Consider the following 16,781-nt stretch of genomic DNA (forward strand, 5'->3'; position numbering starts at 1 on the left):
GGCTCTTCGCGCTGGCCGCGGCGGGCCGGGAACCCGCCCGTGCAGTCGTCGCCCGGCACGCCGCCGACGTGGGCCGGCTGGCCGCCGCGGTGGCTGCCGTACTGGATCCGGGACTGATCGTCCTCGGCGGCAGCACCGGCGCGGATCCCCAGCTCCTGCCGGGGGTGCGGGCCGAACTGGGGCGGCTCAGCTGGCCCACCGAGGTGGTCAGCAGCCAGATCGGGGATCTCGGTACCGTGGTGGGTGCCGCCCGGCTCGCCGTGGCCAAGGGAGTCCAAACCGTGACCGAGGGCGCGCAGGTGAAGGATTGACGGCTTCCTTATCGGTCTGCCAATGTCCGGACAAGCGCTTTCTAAGTCGGCCGGGACGCCGACTCCGGGTGAGCCTTCAGCCCGTACGCGAAGTACGGCAGCCGCACGAGGGCGTGCTTGTGCGACGTCGGCCGTCATGGCCGGGGACCCCACCCGTCAAGGCGACACGGCCGGGCGAGGCCGTGCCCCCGGAAAGCGACATCTCCCTCAAAACGCACCCGTGCCGCCTCGGCTGGCGCCGTGCTTCTTCCGCTACGACGAAAAGGGATTGAAGATGACCACTGTGGGTGTGCGGCGCTCTCGCCGACTCGGCCGCGGCGGCATGCGCCGCCTGGTTCCTCTCGCTGCCGTGGCCACGGCAGGAGCCCTGCTGCTCTCCGCCTGCGGGTCGGGGTCCGGCTCGGGCGGGAACGCGAAGTCGCTGACGTTCTGGATCTCCACGGTTCCGGGTCAGGACGCGGGCTGGAAGAAGCTGGTGGCGCAGTACAAGAAGGAAAACGGCGTCAACGTCAAGCTCGTCAACATCCCCTATGACGGGTACCCGACGAAGCTGCACAACGCCGCGCAGGCGAACTCGCTGCCCGACGTGGCGGACGTGCCGGCGCTGGACCCGATCTGGTCGAGCAAGCTGATCGACCTCAGCTCCATCGCCAACAACAAGACCAATAACATCAACGCCAACTTCCTCGCCAAGGACTCGTCCGGGAAGGTGCTGTCCATCCCCTCGGACGTCACCGCGTCCGGCCTGTACATCAACGAGACGCTGTTCAAGAAGGCCGGCGTCTCCGTCCCGACCTCGCCCCAGAAGACCTGGACCTGGACCGACTTCATCGCGGCGGCGAACAAGGTCCGCGAGAAGACCGGCGCCAAGTACTCCCTGACGTTCGACCAGTCACCGTCCCGGCTCCGCGCCATGGTGTACGAGATGGGCGGGCAGTACGTCCACGCGGACTCCTCCGGCAAGTTCTCGGTGGACGCCGCGACCAAGAAGGCCGTGAAGTACTTCGTCGGACTGAACGACGACAAGACCATGCCGAAGTCGGTGTGGACCAGCGGCGCCGACCCGTCCGCCATGTTCCAGAGCGGTGACGTGGTCGCCTACTGGTCCGGCGTGTGGCAGGTTCCCGCCTTCGCGTCGAGCATCAAGAAGTTCGACTGGGCGAGCGTCCCGACTCCCGCCCAGCCCGTGCAGGCCAGTGACGTCAACAGCGGCGGCATGATGGTGGGCTTCAACAACAACGGCGCCGCGGCCACCGCCGCGCAGAAGTTCCTGTCCTGGGTGTACGAGCCGAAGCAGTACACCGAGCTGGTCGAGGCCTCCGGGTTCCTCCCGGTCGAGAGCGGTCTGAGCCCGAAGTACCCCTTCACCTCCGAGGCGGCGCAGGCGGCGTTCAAGCTGTACAACGAGGAGATCCCGCTCTACGCCCCGATCTCGGGTTACTTCAACGGCGCGCAGACGAACTGGGTGCTGAAGGGCAAGAGCCTCACCACCGACCCGACCAAGACGGAGCTGGGCAAGGCGATCAACGGCCAGCAGTCGGTCGACAAGGCCCTGGAGAACATCGTGGCCGGCTACAACCAGCAGGTCGGCGGCGGATCGTAGGCCACAGGGCCGGGCGGCGGGGTCGAGACACCGCCGCCCGGCCCTGGGCGCCCGCGTGATGCCGGGCTCATGGTGTGAGCCCACAGCAATCCATTCCACCAGCACGGAAGTCAGGAAGATGACAAAAAGCGCCGCGGACGTGTCCGTGAGGCCGCCCAGGAGACGCAGCACCTACACCCTCGCGCCGCTCGTCCTCATCGCGGCCAATGTCGTGCTCTTCGCGCTGTTCTTCGTGTGGCCGGCGGTGATCGGGCTCGTCTACTCCTTCACGAACTACACGGGCGTGGGGGCGTTCCAGTTCGTCGGACTGGACAACTACCACAACCTGTTCGGGGACTCCGCCTTCTACGACGCGCTGACCCGGACGCTGCTGTACACCGTCCTCTTCGTTCCGCTGAACTTCGCGCTCGCGCTGCTCACCGCCAATGTGCTGGTGAGCAAGCACGCCAAGGGCGCGTCGGTCGCGCGCGTCATCTTCTTCATTCCGTGGCTGCTGTCGCCCATCGTCGTGGGCGTCCTGTGGCGGTGGCTGTTCGGTGAGAACTTCGGACTGGTCAACTACGTCATCGAGAAGTTCGGCGGGTCCGCCGTTCCGTGGCAGTCCAACGCGGACCTGTCGCTGCTGGTGGTGGTGATCGCGGCATCCTGGGCCTGGACGGGCTTCTCGATGCTGCTGTTCATCGCGGCGATCAAGAACGTACCGGTGTCGTACTACGAGGCGGCCTCGCTCGACGGCGCCGGTCCATGGCGCCAGTTCATCAGCATCACGCTGCCGAGCATCGCGCCCACCTCGTTCATCGTCATCCTGCTCAACACGATCAACGCGATGAAAGAATACCCGCTGTTCGTCTCCCTCAACAACGGCGGACCCGGAACGTCGAACAACCTGCTTGTCCAGTACATCTATCAGACCGGCTTCCAACGGGGCCAGATCGGCTACGCGAGCGCCGCGTCGTTCGTGCTCATGCTCATCCTGATGGCCGTCGCGATCATCCAGCTGATCGTCAACCGGCGGGTGGAGAACCGATGACAACCACAGACATGCCACGCAAGGCCGACGCCGGTCCCGGACGGGCCGTCTCCAAAAAGCGGCCCCGCGGTGCGGGCAGTGGTGGGCTCCGGCGGGCAGTACCCGCGACGACACTGCTGTGGATCCTGGCGTGCCTCTACGGGCTGCCGGTGCTGTGGTTCATCCTCAGCTCCTTCAAACCGGCCGGGGATCTGTTCTCCTATCCGCTGACGCTGGTTCCGCACAACCCCACGCTGTCGGGTTACTTCGAGGCGTGGCGCAGTGCCAACTTCTCCCAATACTTCATCAACACGACCATCGTGTGCGTGATCACGACGATCCTCACGGTGGGAGCCAGCTGCTGTACCGGGTACGCGCTGGCCAAATACGACAACAAATGGCTCAAGGCGTTCTTCATCTGCATCCTGGCCACCACGATGCTGCCGGGCGAGGTCATGCTCGCCCCCGAGTTCCTGGTGGTCCGCAATCTCGGCCTCTACAACTCGTTCGCCGGCATCATCCTCCCGGCCGTGCTCACCGCGACCGGATGCTTCATGTTCCGCCAGTTCTTCCTGACGGTTCCCGACGAACTCGTGGAAGCCGCACGCATCGACGGCGCCCGCGAACTGTCGATCTTCCTGCGGATCATGGTGCCGCTCTCCCGGCCCATCATGCTGACCCTCGCCATCCTGTCCTTCCAGTGGCGGTGGAACGACTACATCTGGCCGCTTCTGATGCTGAACGACCCCAACAAGTTCACCGTGCAGATCGGCATCCAGAGCATCGTCGGCGCGCAGAACATCAACTGGTCGGTACTGCTCGGCGCATCGGTCATCTCCATGATCCCCCTGATCGTCATCTTCCTGGTCTTCCAGCGCTACGTCATGGGCGCCGACATCAATGCCGGACTGAAGGACTGACCGTGCCCACCCCGCTCGACCACGAGTTCGTCCGCGCGGTGGCCGACGCCGCCGACCGGCTGGCCGCCCCGCTGGCGGCCGGCCCCGACGAGGAACCCGCCGGTGTGACCCACCGCGCTCTGGCACGCCGGGTGAAGACCCTCGTCGCGGCGTACCGTTCCACCGCCTCGGCCTTGCACGGCAGCAGGCAGGCCGTCGTCGCCGCGATGACCCACCTCGGCGCCCTCCGGGCCGCGCAGACCACCACCGGCCTCTTCGCCGGGGGCGACAACGTGCAGTCACCGCCGGACTCCGCGTTCACCGTCAACGACGTGTGCGACGCGTACGTCCTCGCCGCGGGCGCGGGGCCGGAACTGCGCGACGTCACGGCCGCGCTCGCCGAGATCGCCGGCGCCGCCTCCGGCAGTCTCCTGACCGGTGGGGCGCACACCCCGAACCACCGCTGGGAGCTGTGCGCGGCGCTGGCCCGGCTGCACCGGTCGTTCCCGGACAGCCGGCTGCTCGACCGTGTCGACGCGTGGCTCGCCGAGGGCGTCGACATCGATGCGGAGGGCCTGTACTCGGAGCGGAGCGCCAACTACGCGGCCCACGTGTCCAACCCGTCGCTGCTGCTCCTGGCCGCCGTCCTAGGCCGCACCGACCTGTGGGACGCCGTCGAACGCAACCTCACCGCGACCCTGGACCTCATCAGACCGGACGGCACGGTGGAGACCGTCCACTCGCGACGGCAGGACCAGAACCACCCGTTCCCGCTGGCGCCCTACCTGCCGCACTACCGGCTGCTCGCGATCCGCACCGGCCGACGCGACTTCAGCCGGGCGGCGCGGCTGGCGGCCGCCGGCGGCATCGACGACCCCGACCTGCTCGCCGAGACCCTCCTCACCCCCGACCTGTGCCGCGTGCTGCCGAAACCGGCGCCGGAACCCCTTCCCCGCGGCCGGTACATCACCACGGCACGCCTTGCCGCACGTGCCTCCGCCACCGCGCACAGCGTCCTGTACGGCGGCTCGGACGTGCCCGAGCACCGGCGCATCCGCTCGGGCCTCGCCTGCAATCCCACCTTCCTGCGCCTGTTCGCCGGCGACGCCGTCCTCGACGCGGTCCGCCTCTCACGGGGATTCTTCGACCTGGGCCCGTTCCGTGCCGCCGGCATGCAGCAGCTCGCCGACAACCGGTTCCGGCTCACCGAAACCCTCACGGCCGCCTACTACCAGCCGCTCCCGCCGGAACGGCGACGGGACGACGGCGCCTACCGTATGGCGGACGAGGGACGCTTCTCGGCCGCGATGGCCTTCCCGGACCGGCCTCGGGACGAGGTCTCCCACACGACTCGCGTCGAAGTGGATCTGAGGGAGGACGGTGCCGACCTGCGGATCGACATCAGCGGACCAACGGTGCCCTGGGCCCTCGAACTGACCTTCCGGCCGGGCGGCGTGCCAGAGGGCGCCGTACCGATCGGCGACGGACACTGGTGCCTGACGACCGGGCCGATGACCTACCGGGTCGGTGACGACGAGATCCGGGTCGAGGCCGACGTCGAGGCAGGCGAACCGCTCGCCGGGCCGGACCGGGGCGACGTACTACGGTACGACCCGGGTCAGGACCACACCGTGGTGGGCGGCACCGACGCGACGACCGGGAACCGCGTCTACATCGGTGGGCACGGCCCTCACACACTGACCGTCGCACTGCGCGCCCGCCGTCCCTCGCCTGTCGTCTGACCCGACAAACCATGCCATGGCCACCTCCGGCATGAAGGGCTGATCCACCCGTGCACCTCCTCCGCCGGCTCGGCCCGCCGCACGACCTGCCGGACACGCCCGAGGCGTATGACGCGGTCCTCGCCGACGTCGTGGAGCAGGCCCTGGCCCGCCTCACGCCCGAGGGCAATCTCGAACACCCCGACTGTGTGGACGACATCGGCGACACCCACTCGGCGTCACCTCGCTGCTGGCCGTCGCCTGGCAGCGCGGCAAGGACCCGCGGCTGCCGGAGGCGGCGCACCGCAGCCTCGCCTTCCATGGGCGAGGTACGGGTGCGCGACCTCGGGAGCGACGGCCTGAGTGCCAAGCTCGTCACCAAGCCGGTCGTCGGCCGCGACCATGTCCTGCGCCACGTCCGGTCGCTGTACGTCACCGACGGCGCGAGCCTGTGGACCACGGTCGCCGTCGAACGCCTCGACGGCATGCCGTACCCGCTCGCCGGGCTGCCGTACGCCACCGACGACGGGGACCGGGTGCGCAGGACCGCAGAGGCCGCCGTGACCTCCGCCGGCCCGCTCGGACTGACGCGTCCACGAGCGGACGGCGTGGACCACTTCGACGCCCGCTCCGAGACGACCCAGGAGCAGACGGCGTTCGCCCTGGCCGCGGATCCGCGCGGCTACGGCAACCCGGACGAGGGGCGCCACCTCGACGCCTCCACGGCACTCGAAGCCGGACCGGCTCCCGGCGCCCCGGAGGATCTGCACGTCTTCGCCGTGCGCTACGGCTCGCCGGGCCCCTTCGCCCCCGCTTTCGAACACGGACCGGCGGGCCTGACGATCCGCCCCGAGGCGTTCACCGCACTGATCGGGGGTCCCGCGGGTGATGCCCGAGGGGAACCCGCGCTGGAACTCCGGCGGCGGTGACCTCCGCGCCGACGACCAGGTCGGCACGGTCCCGTGTCGCGGCGACCAGGTCGGCGTTGCGCTGGTCCGTGGCGAGCACCCAGGCCACCGCCGTGTCGTGGTCCTTGCCGAACTCCTCGTGGCGGGCGACGAGCCGACGTACGCGCTCTTCCTCGCCGAGCTCGCAGAACCACACCTCGTCCAGCCGCGACCGTACGCGCGCCCACGCTCCGTCCCCCAGCAGGAGGTAGTTGCCCTCGGTGATGATCAGGCGGGCGCTGCGGAAGACCGGGACGGCGCCCGCGATCGGCTGCTCCAACGTCCGTTCGAAGCCCGGCGCGTAGACGATGTCGTCCTCCTGCTCGTCGCGCAGCCTGCCCAACAGCGCCGCGTACCCTGCCGCATCGAAGGTGTCGGGAGCGCCCTTGCGGTCCCGGCGGCCCAGCCGGTCAAGCTCGACGTCCGCGAGATGGAACCCGTCCATCGGCACATGTGCGACCCGGCCGGGCGTGTCGCCGTTCAGCTCCCGGACCAGGCGCTCGGCCAGCGTCGTCTTGCCCGCGCCGGGGCTCCCCGCGATCCCGAGAATCGCGCGCCGGCCGGGGCGCACCAGTGCCGCGGCCCGCTCCATGAGGTCGTCGAACGTCACGAGCGGGACCTGCGGACGGCCGCCGTCCCGCCCTCCAGGTCGATCGTCGTACGGTGCGGGGGCGCCCCGTCCTCCTCGTCGTCCCGCAGCACCAGGGCCGACTGCCGCTCCTTGAGCTCGTTCTGCTTGCCCGGCGAGAGACTCGCGTGCAACTGTTCGAAGCCGGTCGCGGATATCTGCCCCTGCCGCACCCCGTTCCGCCATGGCAGAAGACCGGCGCGTCCGGCGCGCAGCAGCAGCTGGTCCGCGAAGGCCGCTAGGGTCAGCAGGATGACCAGTCCCGGCAGGGTCATGAAGACGGCGAATCCCATGCGACCAGTATCAGGGTGCGAGAGTGGGATTCGGCCAGGCTCCGGCGACCTGGGTTCTGGGACCGGTCATTTCGCCTATGCTCGTCAAGCTGTTGAATATTGGTCAACAACGGGCGCCACAGCCGCCGTCCACGGGGAGAACGTCATGTCGCAGCAACGCCCTACGCTCGCCCCTCACAGCTACCGGGCGTACTGCGACCACCTGCTCGCCTGCCAGAAGTGCAGCGAGCCCCCGCGGCGGTGCGACGACGGCAGCGCTCTGTACCGGACCTACCGGTCCGACCTGAAGAAGTCATGAGCCCGGCCGAGGGGCAGATCCGCGCCCCGGCGGAGGGGTGTGGCCGGACGGGTGGGTCCGGCCGCACCTTCGCGCGTCAGCCGCGGGCGATGCCCGGCGCGATGTCCTCGTAGCGCTCCACGGTGGTCGCCGAGGAGGTCGCGCCGCGCAGCTTCGCGGTCGTCGACTTTCCGCAGAAAGCGGATTCCAGCGTGCGGGCCATCGTGTTCAACACGTTCACGTTGTTCGAGGTGTTGGCGAGCGCGGTGACGCTGCGCTTGCCGTCCTTCGAGGCGAAGGCGTACGTGTAGTAGCCCTGCACGGTGCCCGTGTGCCCGTACACCGAGATACCGCAGGACAGGTCACGGCGGCGCAGGCCGAGGCCGTATCCCTGGGTGCTGTTGACCGTCGTCCACTGCTGCATCTGCGTGAGCTGTGCGGCGGACATGAGCTGCCCTCTCATCAGCGCGGAGAAGAACGTGTCCAGGTCCTGGGTGCTGGAGATGATCGCGCCCGCGCTCTGCGCCCAGGACACCGTCTGCTCGGTGGAGTCGACCAGGGCTCCACCGGCCTCGTCCGGCGTGAGGTAACCGTTGGCGTGCGTGCCCGGGATGGCGGTGTCGGGGTGTACGTAGAAGGTGTCGGTCAGGTTCAGCGGGGTGAAGATGCGGTTCTGGTACTCCGTGGCCACGGGGTGGCCGGTGAGCTTCTCGATGAGCATGCCCGCGACGACGAAGTTCGTGTTGGAGTACGAATAGGCCGCGCCCGGGGCGTTGGTGACCGCGTGCTTCAGGGACAGGGTGACCAGGTCCTGGTAGCTGAAGACCTTGTTGCGGACGGACTCGAAGCCCGGGACCGTCTGCGCGAACATGTCGTTGGTGTAGTCGTACAGCCCACTGCGGTGGCTCATCACCTCGCGCACGGTGATCCGGTCGTCGGGCAGCAGCCCGGGCAGGTAGGTGTTCACCGAAGCGTCCAGGTCGAGCTTGCCCTCGTCCACCAGTTGCAGCAGGACCACGGCGGAGAAGCTCTTGGTGACGCTGCCGACGCGGAACCGGTCGGTCGTGGTGATCGCACGCCCGGTGGCCCGGTCGGCGACTCCCTCCGACAGTTGGTGGACCGTGCCGTTGTCGTCGACCCGCACCATCGCGCCGGGGGCTCCCTGGGACAGGGCCGTGTGCAGCACCGCCTGCAGTCCGGCGTCGTCGGGTGCCGGCAGATCCGCAGCCGCTGCGGTGCCGGCCTGTGCGGGGACTGCGAGGAGGGCCAACAGCGCCGCGCCCAGCGCCGTGCCTCTGCCCACCATTGCTGAGACCATCTGATTCTTCTCCCGGGTTCCCTCTGTGTACCGCGCCGTGGATGCGAACGTCGGCACCATCTGTACGCGCAGGAAGGACGGATGGGTTGCATGTCACGCGAAGGAAAGCGGAAAAGATCCTTCAGCGGCCGAAAAGCTGAGTCCAGTACATGCCCGCCGTGCCGCCGCCCGCGAAACCGATGCCGATGTGGGTGAAGTCGGGCTTGAGGATGTTGGCACGGTGGCCCGGGCTGTTCATCCAGCCGCGGACGACCTCGGCGGGGGAGCGCTGGCCGCAGGCGATGTTCTCCCCGATGGTGCGGCGTTCGGAGCCCGCGGCGGCGGCTCGGTCCCACGGTTGGCGGCCGTCGGGGGAGGTGTGGGAGTAGAAGGCACGGGCCACCATGTCGTCGCTGTGTGCCTGGGCCGCGTCGGTGAGCAGGATGTCGACGGCGAGCGGCGGCAGGCCGTCCGCGGCTCGCTCGGTATTGGTCAGCGCGACCACCTCACCCGCCGTCTGCCGCAGGCCTCCGCGACTGAAGGGCCGGGCCCACAGCGCCGTCCAGTACATGTCGCCGGAGCGCCGGCCGGGGACGTACGCCAGCCCCGCCTGGCTGTACGCCGGGTTGTACAGCGTGTCGCGGGACTGCTCTGTGGTGAGGCAGTACTCCACGAACTCGCCCGGGGTGCGCGGGCCGGAGACGAGGTGCTCGCCGACGGTCAGATACGCGTATCCGGCGGACGTGATGCGCTGATAGACGGAGATCCCGTGGGCGCTCTCGGAGCTGAGGAGTCCGCGGGACGCCATGTCGGAGGCGTGGGCCCGGGCCGCGGTCGCGAGCCGCGCGTCGAGGGAGATGGGTGGAGAACCGGCCGCGCGGCGCACGGAGTTGACCAGGTCGAGGAAGCCGTCCGGGTCAGGAGCCGCCACCGGTGTCGGGTCGTCCCCGGTGGCATCCTCGGCGACCTCGACCCCGAAGTCCCGCGCGATGCCGGCCAGTCCGTCCGCGTACCCCTGGCCCAGTGCGCGCAGCTTCCACCCCGTGCCGCGTCGGTAGATCTCGGCGAGCAGCAGCACGGTCTCCCGCTGCGGGCGCGGGGGTGTGAACCGGGCGAGGGTGTGGCCGCCCCGACCGCTGACGTGCAGGGTGGGTGTGGGCAGCCGGCCCAGCGGCGTACCGGGATCGGCCGGACTGACGACCACGGTGACGCGGCTCGCGCCGGACCGCAGGCGCGGCGGGTCGATGGTGAGGTGCTCCCCGGCTAGCCGGGCGCCCGGCACCGTCGGCTGGTTGTAGAAGACGAAGTCGGCGTCGCCGCGCACCTTGCCGCTGTCGTCGGTGATGAGCGCGGACACGTCGAAGGGACCCGGCACCCGGATCGTCAGGGTGCCGCCAGGCAGGGGCACGTTGCCCCCGGGAACCAGCTCGGTCATGGTGCCGCCCGTCGAAGTGATGGTCCTCGCGGACCACCGACACGGGCGCACCCGCTCCCGCTTCCCGCCCGCTCACCTCGTCAACGTCCCGTTCGCTCCCGAGGGTTCCCGCGCGCCTCGGCACCGCGTGCGTCGATCGCCTCGGGCGGGCGCAACGACCGCAGCGCGAGCAGGAGTACGCCGATGTCGTCCAGGTAGATCGGGTCGGGGAGCAGGTCGGTGGGCAGCAGGAGATAGGCGACGGCACCCCAGAAGACCCAGCGGGACCCCGTCGGAAGCCCGGCGCGCCTGAGGTCGCGGCGGGTGCGCACGAGCCGCACCAGGACCGCGATCGCCACCCCGAGCGCGGCGGCACCCAGGATCGCGACGATGAGCACCACCGTCCATGTCGTGGAGTCCATGAGTTCCGTCCAGAGCTCTCGTAGGGCAGTTCCTCCCCTTCGTGTTCCCGCTCGCCCGGTTCGTATCGCCCCCGAACCACCGGCCGATTCAGGCCGAGCCTGCGGCGACGCAGAACTCGTTGCCCTCCGGGTCGGCCATCACCACGTGGTGCCCGTCGAACTCCTCCAGGACGGAGCCGCCCGCCTTCACGAGCCGCTCGGACTCCGCCCTGATCCGCGCCCACCGCTCCTCGGGACCGCCGTGTCCCGGCACGCGGACGTCGATGTGAAGGCGGTTCTTCGCCGTCTTCGGCTCGGGAACCTTGAGGATGGACAACCGGGGGCCGACGCCGTCGGGATCGCAGAGCCACGCGCCGTCGTCCGCGGAGTCGTCCTCCGGAAGGTCGAACTGCGCGAGCCACTCCTCGCGGGTGGCGAAGGGAGCGGGCGGCGGCTCGTCGATGTACCCCAGAGCCGTCTTCCAGAACTCTGCGAGGAGTTTCGCGTCCGCGCAATCAAGGGTCAGATCGATTCTGGCTGCCATGACAGGACCGTACTGCGCGCCTCTGACAATCCGGCCGTACGCCTCTCACTCACCCGCGGGGACGTCACGGCGGCAGAGAACGAAGTCGTCGAAGACGTGCCGTCCGGGGCGGTCGCCGACGGTCTGTATCGCCGCGCGGATGTCACGCAACTGGTCCGTCGTCATCTGCAGGGGCGGCTCGTCGGGCTGGTAGGTGGTGCGGACGGGATAGTCCAGGCCCGGTTGACGGGTCATCTCGATGTGGCAGCCGAGCACATGGGTGACCGGCCGTTCGGCGCAGAAGCCGATCAGGCGGTCGACAGTGCGGGTGAACGCTGCCCAGTCGTCGATGTACAGACGGCCGGGATAGACCGTGTCACCGGTGAGGAGGAAGCCGGTCCAGGGGTCGAAGAACGTCACCGCGGCCGCGTGGTGGCCCGGCGTGGCCAGGCACTCCAGGACCCGGCCCCCGAGATCGACACGCGCGACGCCCTCGGGGTCGCCGTCGAAGCCGAAGAACGGCCAGGCGGTGTCGACAGCCGCGTCCACGACCGTGGTGCCGGGACGGTCGGCGAACTGTCCGTCCCCCGCGACGTGGTCGCCGTGGGGGTGGGTGTGCAGCACCAACAGCTCGTAACCCTCCCGGGGACGGGCGGTCAGCCAGGTCTCCATCAGCTCGTCCACCACCCGCCGCAGCGGGAAGTGGGCGGCGGAGGCCGTGGCACCGGTGTCGATCAGCACGGCCCGTGCCTCGCCGAACAGCAGGAAAAGGAACGGCGCCTCGTAGTCGACGGCCATGTTCTGTCGCAGGATCACCGTGTGCGCGTCGTGGGCGTGGACCTGGATGTCGGGATCGGTGTTGTGCTTGGCCGACGGCGATCCGTGGATCCACCGCACGTCCAGCGCCCGCGTGCCCACGGCCTTCTCCGCTGCTTCAGCGGTCTGTTCGGTCCTCTGCCTCTGGGTGTCCACGACGTCTCCCGGTGATGATCCCGCCGGGACCACCACCTGGACCCGGGACCTCAGTTTCGCGCGGGGTGGTGGTCGACTAGCGCCTGGGTGACCGCTCGGACGCTGCGGGCGATGTGGTTGAGCTGCAGCACTTCGGCGGCGTACATCTTGATGGTGTGCTCGATGACCGATTCGTGCAGGCCGAGAGCGGGGAGTTCGGCCCGGGCGGTCTGCAGGGCGGTCCGGGCGACCCGGATCTCGTGCTGCACCTGGATCTGGGCGTGACGGGCGAGCAGCACGGGGTGCTTCATGAGCACCGGGTAGCTCGCGTAGCGGGACGGCACCAGATCGCGCAGCCACTTGGTCGCGGAGCGCTCCCAGTCGAAGCTGCCGGGGGTCTTGACCTGGCACGGCCAGTCCGAGGTGATCGGTGAGTACGTCGTCAGGGCCATGTTCATCGCTTCCGGGTTACGTCGGCGGCAAGGGTCAGCGGGTTATGGGGCGGCCCCGGTCTAGGGGATGGCCGGGGCCGCCACCACGGGCGCCCACTCACGCGGGGCCCGTCCGAACATCCGGGGCCCCATGCGGGTAGGAGCGGACGGCCCCGGATGGCCGTAGGACGTGACCCGGAGGCCTCCTGGTCGCATCCGCGAGAAGTATTTATATATACCGCCGGATACGCAAGAACATGAAAAAATTCATCCGCGATATGGGCGAATGATCCCGTGATGCCGTGGTGACAGGGGGCGTACGGGGTGTTGAGGGAGGGGGGAACCGTGCGAGGTCAGTCCTTGAGGAAGAACTGGTGCTGCTCCGCGATCTGCTCGTACTCCTCCAGCCGGGCCTGCGTCCGCTCCGGATCCGCGTCGGACATGGCCTGGAGGAGTGCCGCCGACATCATCACGGGCGCGGCGTAGGAGTCGAAGACGAGGCGGGCCCCGGTGCCTACGGTGAAGGTGGCGTCGGCCTCGTCCGCGAGTGGTCCGAGCCCCAGGTCGGTGATCAGGGCGACCTTCAGCCCCGCGCTGCGCGCGACCCGCACCGCGGTCAGTGTCTCCTGGGCGTGCCGGGGCATTCCGAAGGCGAGCAGCCAGGTGCCGCCAGCCTCGCGCGACTGGAGCAGCGCGTCGTAGGCGACGCTCCCGCCGCGCGTCACCAACCGCACATCGGGGTGGATGCGGCGGGCGGCGTACGCGAAGTACTCGGCCAGCGACACCGAGATGCGCAGACCGAGAACGGTGAGCGGGGTCGACTGCGACAGCGCGCGGCCGATGGTGATCACCTGGTCCGGATCGGCGAAGTCGCGGCGCAGGTTCTCCAGGTTCTCGATCTCGGCGTCCACCGCCTGCTGCAGCTCGTTGCCGTGGTCCTCCGCGGGCGCGCCCGGGGTGCTGGAGAGTGTGCTGAGCGCGATGGCCTGCAGTTTCTCCCGCAGCGCGGGGTAGCCGCTGAAGCCGACCGCCGCGGCGAAACGGGTCACCGACGGCTGGCTGACCCCGACGCGCTCCGCGAGATCGGTGATCGACAGGAACGCCGCCTCGGTGATGTGCTCGATCAGGTACTGGGCGATACGGCGCTGTCCGGGCGAGAGCCGGGGGCCGTCGAACAACTCCCTGAGCTGGGACGTGGGTGCCGCGCCCACCTCCGGAGCCGTCTTCCCCGAGGTGATCGCAGACGCCTGAGCGCGTGCCTGCTGCGGCGATGGCACCGATGTGCCTCCTTCGTGTCCCACGAGAACTCAACATAGCTCACGGACCGTGCTGACCAGGGCATGGATGACCACACGCCGTAGTTCGGCGGGCGTGGAACGTGAGGCCGGGCGCCCGGTGGGCGGCACGGCCCGGTGTGAGCGGGAAAGCATACGGCCGGCGTTCTGCCCCGTGAAGATCGCATCAGAATATGAACCTGGCCTGATTCGCGACAAGTTGACGACGGGCCATGGACACCTGCTGAGACGGGTGTTGAGGATGGGAGTCCCCATCCGTAGGAGTTGTTCATATGCGTAGACGACGCCTGCTGACCGGTGGTGCCGCCCTCGCGGCCGCCGCCTCGCTCCAGCCCGCCCTCACGGAAAGCGCGCAAGCCGCTCCGTCCGCCGCGCCAATGCCCTCCCGAGGCGCGGTCGTCGCCGTCCTGCGGCGCGTGGCCGACCAGTGGATCGGCGCGCACACGGACCCCGGCGACAACGGCTGGGCCAACGCCACCTTCTTCAGCGGACTGCTCGCCCTCCAGCGCCTGACCGGCAGCCCGCGCTATCTGGCCTACGCCAGGAACTGGGCCGAGAAGCACGCGTACGGTCTCAACGGCGGGGTCACCACGCGTCATGCCGACAACCACAACGCCGGGCAGGCCTACCTCGACCTGTACGAGATCGAGCCGGAGGAGAGCAAGGTCTCCGCCATCGAGGAGTCGCTCCACCGCATGGTCTACACCGACCAGCCGGACAAGAACGACGACTGGTGGTGGGACGACGCCCTGCACATGGCGATGCCTCCGTTCGCCAGGATCGGAGTGCTCCGCGGCGACCCGCAGTACTGGCAGAAGCTGTACGCCCTCTACGACCACACCAAGCGTGCGGAGGGCGGACCCGGCCTGTACGACGCCGACACGGGGCTCTGGTACCGCGACAAGCGGTTCCTCCCCGGGACCCCCGGCGGGATCCTCTCGCCGGCGGGCAAGCCGGTGGTCTGGTCGCGCGGCAACGGCTGGGTGGCGGGCGCACACGCCAAGACGCTCAAGGCGCTGCCGCCCGGCGAGCGGCACACCGGTGAGTACCGCGACACCCTTGTACGCCTGGTGACGGCCGTCACCGGGATCCAGCGCACCGATGGCTTCTGGAACGTCAACCTCGCCGACGTTACCCATCTGCCCGGCCCCGAGACCAGCGGCACCTCCTTCTTCCTCTACGGCACCTCCTACGCGATCCGGGCCGGCCTCGTCGACCGGCGCGCCCACCTCCCGGTCGTGGCCCGCGCCTGGAACGGCCTCGTCACCACGGCCGTACACCCCGACGGCTTCCTCGGCTACGTCCAGAACGTCGGCGACCGCCCGGAATCCAGCCAGCCCGTCACCTACGACAGCACCGCGAACTTCGGCGTGGGCGCCTTCCTGCTCGCCGGCACCGAACTCGCCCGCCTGGCCGGACCCTGACGCGACGTACCGGTGCCCCCGCCGCGTACGTCGGGGGCACCGGTACGTCGCTGTCAGGACTGCGCGGTGAGCGTGAAGCTCTGGGCCGCGGAGCCGTCGCAGGTGCGCTGGGTGAGCTGGACGCTGTTCGTCGAGGCGCTCGCCGCGGTCAGGCACTTGCCGCTGTGGCGAGCCGTGAAGTGGTAGCGCCCGGTGCTCTCCTTCACCGGCAGCCACTGCTGGTTCTGTCCGCCCGAGTAACTCCACAACTGGAGCGGTGCGTTGTCGGTCGTCGAGACACCGGTCACGTCGATGACCTGTTGTGGATTGACACGGATGGCGGCCTGCCGGTACCCGCTGTCGGTCGAGCGGAACTGGAACTGCTGGGCCTGGGTGCCGTTGCAGGCGTACTGCTGGATCACGGTCCCGTTCGCCGTGGCGGCCGAACGGGCATCCACGCAGGTGCCGTTACCGGCATTCGTCAGCGAGTACCAGTCGGTCTCGGAGGGGGAGTCAGCCGGGGGCGTGCCGGTGTCGGCTCCTCCCAGCCACTTCAGACCGTCCAGCAGGAACTGATTCTGTGTGGCGCTCGCGAACGTCGACGACAGACGCGTGTTGGTGGTGTAGTTCATCGCGTTGTGACCGAAGTTCGCGTACAGCATCTTGTACTGCGTGTTGGTCCACAGGATCGGGTAATAGCCGCTGTACCAGGACTGGTTGGGATCCGTTCCGACCGGGAAGCTGCCGGCGTCGATCGAGGCCAGGATCTTGATGTTCGGGTTCTGCCGCAGATCGTTGGACCAGCTGTACCACTCACTGACCGACGAGGTGAACGTGGCCGGCAGATTCTTGGTGGCCGGCTGCGTACGGTCCTCGACCTTCAGGGTCACCGATGTCGGACCCCAGGTGTTCGACTGGAAGTTCCCGGAGCCGAGGAACTGGTTGTGGTACCAGGACCAGCTCGCCGCGTTCGTCGTGAAGGCGGAGACGTGGAAGCCCATCCAGGCGCCACCACCCCGCATGTACGCCTCGAAACCGGATCGTTGGGCGGATGTCTGCGGCAAGTCGTCGAGGAACAGGACGACTTGGTAGGCGTTCACCCCGCCGTTGGCGAGCAGGTCCCAGTCGGTGCTGGCCGTGTAGGTGAAGCCGTTCGCCGCGGCCTGCTGCGGAAACCAGACGTTGGCCTCCTTGTCGAAGTCGATGTGCGCCGCGTCGTAGGTGCCGCTGTAGAGCGCGAGGACCTTGAACGGGGTCGCCGCGGTGCTCGCGTGGGCGGCGGGCGGTGCGGCGAGGCCGAGCAGCGCCGTCAGGAGCAGGAGGATCCGCAGGGTGGTGCGCGCGGAGCCGGATCTGATGGTGTGCATCTGCTGATCGA

The 16,781-nt window shown here is 69.1% G+C and carries 17 protein-coding genes and 1 pseudogene; 8 read left to right on the forward strand and 10 right to left on the reverse strand.

From position 1 onward, the window contains the following. The 6 genes and pseudogenes from ABZ656_RS13680 to ABZ656_RS13705 form a co-directional block, all read left to right on the forward strand. A partial coding sequence (locus ABZ656_RS13680) for an ROK family protein (protein ID WP_360267615.1) occupies positions 1–311 on the forward strand: 311 nt, incomplete at its 5' end. 274 nt (positions 312–585) lie between these two features. Beyond that, positions 586–1,914 carry an extracellular solute-binding protein gene (locus ABZ656_RS13685; RefSeq protein WP_101404023.1) on the forward strand — a complete coding sequence of 443 codons (1,329 nt, stop codon included), beginning with the start codon at positions 586–588 and terminating at the stop codon, positions 1,912–1,914. 118 nt (positions 1,915–2,032) lie between these two features. Next, the gene (locus ABZ656_RS13690; RefSeq protein ID WP_101402842.1) at positions 2,033–2,944 is read left to right on the forward strand and encodes a sugar ABC transporter permease; all 912 of its coding nucleotides are present in this window, start codon (positions 2,033–2,035) and stop codon (positions 2,942–2,944) included. Further along, positions 2,941–3,843 carry a carbohydrate ABC transporter permease gene (locus tag ABZ656_RS13695; protein WP_101402843.1) on the forward strand — a complete coding sequence of 301 codons (903 nt, stop codon included), beginning with the start codon at positions 2,941–2,943 and terminating at the stop codon, positions 3,841–3,843. Before ABZ656_RS13690 ends, ABZ656_RS13695 begins: the two co-directional genes overlap by 4 nt. Positions 3,844–3,845: 2 nt before the next feature. Next, entirely contained in the window at positions 3,846–5,564 is a 1,719-nt protein-coding gene (locus tag ABZ656_RS13700) for a hypothetical protein (protein WP_360267620.1), read from the forward strand. 50 nt (positions 5,565–5,614) lie between these two features. Then, positions 5,615–6,472, forward strand: a pseudogene (locus ABZ656_RS13705) (hypothetical protein). On the opposite strand, the gene ABZ656_RS13710 reads toward ABZ656_RS13705, so the two are convergent. Together ABZ656_RS13710 and ABZ656_RS13715 are read right to left on the reverse strand one after the other, a co-directional pair. Further along, on the reverse strand, positions 6,402–7,082 hold the full coding sequence (locus ABZ656_RS13710) for a nucleoside/nucleotide kinase family protein (RefSeq protein ID WP_360267710.1): 681 nt from the start codon (positions 7,080–7,082) through the stop codon (positions 6,402–6,404). The pseudogene ABZ656_RS13705 and the gene ABZ656_RS13710 overlap by 71 nt on opposite strands. 14 nt (positions 7,083–7,096) lie before the next feature. Next, positions 7,097–7,411: a DUF6191 domain-containing protein gene (locus ABZ656_RS13715; protein WP_101402846.1), complete on the reverse strand. Its 315-nt coding sequence runs from the start codon at positions 7,409–7,411 to the stop codon at positions 7,097–7,099. Positions 7,412–7,556: 145 nt separating this feature from the next. Here ABZ656_RS13715 and ABZ656_RS13720 point away from each other — a divergent pair, with 145 nt between their 5' ends. Continuing rightward, entirely contained in the window at positions 7,557–7,709 is a 153-nt protein-coding gene (locus ABZ656_RS13720) for a hypothetical protein (RefSeq protein WP_180362251.1), read from the forward strand. A gap of 76 nt (positions 7,710–7,785) precedes the next feature. Here ABZ656_RS13720 and ABZ656_RS13725 read toward each other — a convergent pair whose 3' ends face one another. From ABZ656_RS13725 to ABZ656_RS13755, 7 genes are all read right to left on the reverse strand, one after another. After that, complete coding sequence (locus ABZ656_RS13725; RefSeq protein WP_101402847.1) at positions 7,786–9,006, reverse strand: serine hydrolase domain-containing protein; 1,221 nt, start codon at positions 9,004–9,006, stop codon at positions 7,786–7,788. A 121-nt stretch (positions 9,007–9,127) separates the two neighbouring features. After that, the gene (locus ABZ656_RS13730; protein ID WP_360267625.1) at positions 9,128–10,420 is read right to left on the reverse strand and encodes a CAP domain-containing protein; all 1,293 of its coding nucleotides are present in this window, start codon (positions 10,418–10,420) and stop codon (positions 9,128–9,130) included. 80 nt (positions 10,421–10,500) lie between these two features. Further along, the gene (locus ABZ656_RS13735; RefSeq protein ID WP_101402849.1) at positions 10,501–10,821 is read right to left on the reverse strand and encodes a DUF1232 domain-containing protein; all 321 of its coding nucleotides are present in this window, start codon (positions 10,819–10,821) and stop codon (positions 10,501–10,503) included. Positions 10,822–10,909: 88 nt separating this feature from the next. Next, positions 10,910–11,344, reverse strand: coding sequence for a VOC family protein (locus ABZ656_RS13740; RefSeq protein ID WP_101402850.1), 435 nt, complete (start codon positions 11,342–11,344; stop codon positions 10,910–10,912). Between the two features lie 45 nt (positions 11,345–11,389). Beyond that, complete coding sequence (locus ABZ656_RS13745; RefSeq protein WP_360267630.1) at positions 11,390–12,295, reverse strand: MBL fold metallo-hydrolase; 906 nt, start codon at positions 12,293–12,295, stop codon at positions 11,390–11,392. Positions 12,296–12,345: 50 nt separating this feature from the next. Further along, on the reverse strand, positions 12,346–12,726 hold the full coding sequence (locus ABZ656_RS13750) for a hypothetical protein (protein ID WP_101402851.1): 381 nt from the start codon (positions 12,724–12,726) through the stop codon (positions 12,346–12,348). Between the two features lie 332 nt (positions 12,727–13,058). Continuing rightward, on the reverse strand, positions 13,059–13,982 hold the full coding sequence (locus ABZ656_RS13755) for a MurR/RpiR family transcriptional regulator (RefSeq protein WP_101402852.1): 924 nt from the start codon (positions 13,980–13,982) through the stop codon (positions 13,059–13,061). Between the two features lie 290 nt (positions 13,983–14,272). Between ABZ656_RS13755 and ABZ656_RS13760 the strand changes: the two genes are divergently transcribed. Then, positions 14,273–15,424 (forward strand): glycoside hydrolase family 88 protein, encoded by a 1,152-nt coding sequence (locus tag ABZ656_RS13760; RefSeq protein ID WP_101402853.1) that lies wholly within the window; start codon positions 14,273–14,275, stop codon positions 15,422–15,424. A 53-nt stretch (positions 15,425–15,477) separates the two neighbouring features. Here the strand turns inward: ABZ656_RS13760 and ABZ656_RS13765 are convergent, their stop codons facing one another. After that, complete coding sequence (locus ABZ656_RS13765) at positions 15,478–16,770, reverse strand: RICIN domain-containing protein (RefSeq protein ID WP_101402854.1); 1,293 nt, start codon at positions 16,768–16,770, stop codon at positions 15,478–15,480. Positions 16,771–16,781 lie beyond the last annotated feature (11 nt).

Origin of the sequence: Streptomyces sp. NPDC007095, from assembly GCF_040634475.1 — a bacterium.
Taxonomy (GTDB): domain Bacteria; phylum Actinomycetota; class Actinomycetes; order Streptomycetales; family Streptomycetaceae; genus Streptomyces.